The 3,404-nt window shown below is 67.0% G+C and carries 5 protein-coding genes; all 5 read right to left on the bottom strand.

The features are described from left to right. Nucleotides 1–471: flavin reductase family protein (locus WA805_RS05645; protein ID WP_425241812.1), on the bottom strand; the 471-nt coding region annotated here is incomplete at its 3' end. Between the two features lie 196 nt (nt 472–667). Then, complete coding sequence (locus tag WA805_RS05640) at nt 668–1,732, bottom strand: Fic family protein (RefSeq protein ID WP_425241811.1); 1,065 nt, start codon at nt 1,730–1,732, stop codon at nt 668–670. 172 nt (nt 1,733–1,904) lie between these two features. Beyond that, nucleotides 1,905–2,129 carry a hypothetical protein gene (locus WA805_RS05635; protein WP_422274550.1) on the bottom strand — a complete coding sequence of 75 codons (225 nt, stop codon included), beginning with the start codon at nt 2,127–2,129 and terminating at the stop codon, nt 1,905–1,907. Continuing rightward, nucleotides 2,126–2,809 carry a DUF6883 domain-containing protein gene (locus WA805_RS05630; protein WP_422274548.1) on the bottom strand — a complete coding sequence of 228 codons (684 nt, stop codon included), beginning with the start codon at nt 2,807–2,809 and terminating at the stop codon, nt 2,126–2,128. The genes WA805_RS05635 and WA805_RS05630 overlap by 4 nt, the downstream gene beginning before the upstream one ends. Before the next feature lie 393 nt (nt 2,810–3,202). Next, on the bottom strand, nt 3,203–3,404 hold a 202-nt coding region (locus tag WA805_RS05625; RefSeq protein WP_425241810.1), incomplete at its 5' end, for a hypothetical protein.

Here is a 3,404-nt window from a genome sequence, read left to right as displayed (position 1 = left end):
CCTCAGGTGGCCGGCCTGGGATAGCCGCAGCGGCCGGAACGGCCCGGCCGTCTGCGCGGCGACCGGCTCGGTGGTCAGGCAGACATGGTCGCCGCCCTCGTCGAGCAGCACTATGCGGCGTACCGCGAGCCAGTTGGGGCACTGCCTGAGCACTGGCGCGCCGCCCGGGCCGGAATCCACCGGAAGGCCGGCGAACTTGTCGACGGTGTCTCCGGTCTGGGTGCCGAACAGCTCGGCGAGCGGCAGATCGTCCGCGGAAAGGAAGTGAATGACCAGGTGGCTGGAGTTCAGCGCCACCCGGTAGGTGTAGTTGGCCTTGGACAGCCACACGCAGTACCGCTGCGGCTCGATGCTCGACTGGCCGTGGAACTCGACCAGGCAGCCCGCTCGCTCCCGCTCATCGGCCGTGGTAACGACGATCAGCGGGCTGTCCAGCGCGGACATCAAGGTAGTGAAGTCGTGCTCTGCCATCGGCACCTCGTTTCCCGGCCACGGCGGGCGTACTGGCGCAGTGTACTTATTCGGAGGGTGCGGTATTCCCCGGCCACCCGTGCGAGTAGCACGACTGCCCGTCACAGATGGTGACGACGGGTTCGGAATATCATCGTCGCCCAGGCGCCTGCTCCGGCAAGCTGGTGAGGGCATCGAGGCTGAACCCCCGGCTGACTCAGGAGGATGCGGTTTCCGTCATCCGCGTCCAGGTCGCGGAGCGGCCTGTTCCGTCGGCCCGCACCTTGCCTTCGCTCCTCAACTGTTCCAAGACGAGCCGGATCGTCTGGTCGCTGACGCCGGGCATTGCCGTCCGGATGTCGGCGAGGCGGAAAGTGCTGGGCGCATGGCGCAGGATGTGCTCGCGGACGCGCTGCTGTTTGGTCCCGGGGGTCTGCGCCGCGGCCGCACGGTCGGCGAAGACGGCGTAGGCACCGGCGATCAGGCTGCTGAAGTAGCCGAGCCAAGGCCACGGGTCAGTGGTCCCTTCGTGCCAGCCGTGCGTGGAGTTCAGGAGCGCCTGGTAGTAGGCATCAGCCGACTCAGCGATCGCCTGCTCAAGGCTGACGTAGCGGCCCACCGTGTAGCCATGCTCGCCGAGCAGGGCACCTGTGAGCAGGCGAGCCACTCGTCCGTTGCCGTCCTCGAAAGGGTGGATGACGAGAAAGTCGAGGATGAACAGGCCGGACAGGAGGACGGGGTGGTGCTCGCCCGCCCCGACTGCTTCCTTGTAGCGCTTGATCAGGTCATCGATGGCGAACGGGGTGCTCACGGCAGGCACTAGCTTGAACCGGACGGTCGTCGAGCCGCCCGGCGAGCGGTCCACGACGAGGTTGTCCTCGTTCTTGAAAGCCCCGCCAGGCACCGCCGTGTGAGCGAACAGCAGCCGGTGCAGGTGCAGCATCAGGCCGGCGTTCAGCGGGCGCCAGTCCTCCCCGTTCAGGTAGTCCTGAGCGTCGCGGTAGCCCGCCAGTTCCTGCTCGCTGCGGTTGCGCAGTGACGTCGCCTGCCGATCGATGATCCGCTGGGCGCGATCGGCGTCAGCGACGACGATACCCTCAATCGCCGATGAGGCCGTGATACTAAGAACACGGGCACGGTCGGCGAGTTCATTGAGCAGCCCCGGCATCTGGTCACGGTAAAGCGCCTCCGAGCCCCGGCCGAAGTCGATCGCGCTGAGCCGGGTAACGACGTGCGATGGCACCAGCCCGATGAGCGTGTCAAGATCAGTGAAACTGCGCAAGGAACCCCTAACCAACCTGATAAACGACCCAATCGTAGCGTCCGTTAGTATGTTTAGCGTGTTCATTTAGCGGGTTCTGCCATCGAGGTCTGCGTGTTGTATCCGCACGCGGATATTTTGGTTCAAGAGCTACGGTGAGGCGGGCCCGTGGCGATCGCCGCAGGCGTCTGGGTCAGGACTCGATGACCTCGTACTGGTCCCGGGTGAGGATGCCCTGTACGAAGTCGCCGTCGCTGTCCGCGGTTTGCGGTGCGAAGGCGAACTCGGCAAGGCAGCTCCCGTCGGACCTGGCTTCGAGCACCGTCCCCTTCATCCCGGCCGGGATGGTCCGCCCGTCGAAGATGCTCTCCGCGTCAGCCGTCGTGCGGATCAGCCCGTTTTCCCTTACTGCGGTCATCGTTCGGTCTCCTTGTCGCGATGAGGCTGCACCCATGCCGTCGTGAGCCGGGGAACGCTGAGGCCTGCGCGTTCTTCGATGAGCCAGCAGGTGACCAGGGTCGCGTGCCTACCGTTCGGCCCGGTAAGACCGCTGAGGACCCTGTGCGACGGCCCGTACGCAGTGTCCCGGGTCTCGGCTACCTTGCCGCGCGCCAGCAGCTCGTCGCAGATCAGTCCGCGCAGCTCCCGTGCCGCATCGCGGCGTCCCTCCGGGTTGTCCACATCGTAACCGAGTGCCCGCCAGCCATTTGCCTTCCCGTTATTGCCTGGGTGCCCCGGTTTCAGCGAGTAATCGCTGAGCTTCCGGGCGTCGAGCTCAGCCAGTTGTATGTTCGGCAGGACGTCCCGGGCATCGGGCAAGTCTCGCGCGCTCGGGGGAAGGTCGGCGTCCCGCGTCGCCCGCCCAGCCTTGTCCTGACGCTGCACTTGCTCTTGGTGATGGTCCGCGTCCCGCGAATCGGCGTTCTCGTCAGCCGGTGCGTGGAAGGCGTGATCACCCTCGGTACCTGTCGTAGCGACGGGATGGCGGTTCTGATCCCCTTGCGGCATGGCGTCCCCCGGGCCGCAGGTAGCCGGCTCGGCCTCGACGCGCTGGCGGTAAGCGAATGCGAGGGCGGTCCGGGTTTCCGCATCCTCCACGATTGCACGGCCTGGGCTGTGAGGGCCGCCGGCGTGCCGCTCAGGGGCATCCGCCGCCCCGGAGTCTGTTCCGGTGTCCGTGCCGTCATATGCGTCCCGGCCGTGCAATCCGCGCATCGTCATCCCGGTGGATCCGGCGTCGCTGCTCTCAACATCAGGCACGGTTGTCAGGTGGAGCCGGTTCGAATCGCGCCGACAATCGCGCCTGGGGCTCCATGCATTTGGGACGATAGGCCAGCCAGCGCCCGAGGGGGTCGCGAGCGTTACGCCGCGTTACGATCAAGCCCGTTCCAGAAGATGCGACAAGCGTGCCCGGATAGCGCTCAGGAGGGATGCGGCCGACTAGCCGCATCCCTCCTGAGCTGGTAAATCACCCGTCGGACCTACCCGCTATCAGCTGCAGCCGCTGGTAGAGCCGCAGCCTTCGCAGACGTAGCAGCTGCCGGCCGGGCGCATCTTCGTGCCGCAGGTGAGGCAGAGCGGGGCGTCGGCCGTGCGGCCCTGCTGCGACTCGATCAGCTCGGCCGTGCTGTGCGGGGCGACGGGGGCGCTGGGCTGGACCGGCGTGCTCGCGGCGGCTGGCGCTGCGCTCGGC

The organism is Trebonia sp., assembly GCF_049794275.1.
Lineage (GTDB): Bacteria > Actinomycetota > Actinomycetes > Streptosporangiales > Streptosporangiaceae > Trebonia.
Note: the sequence above shows the minus strand (reverse complement) of the source record. Positions and strands in the feature narration are given on the sequence as shown.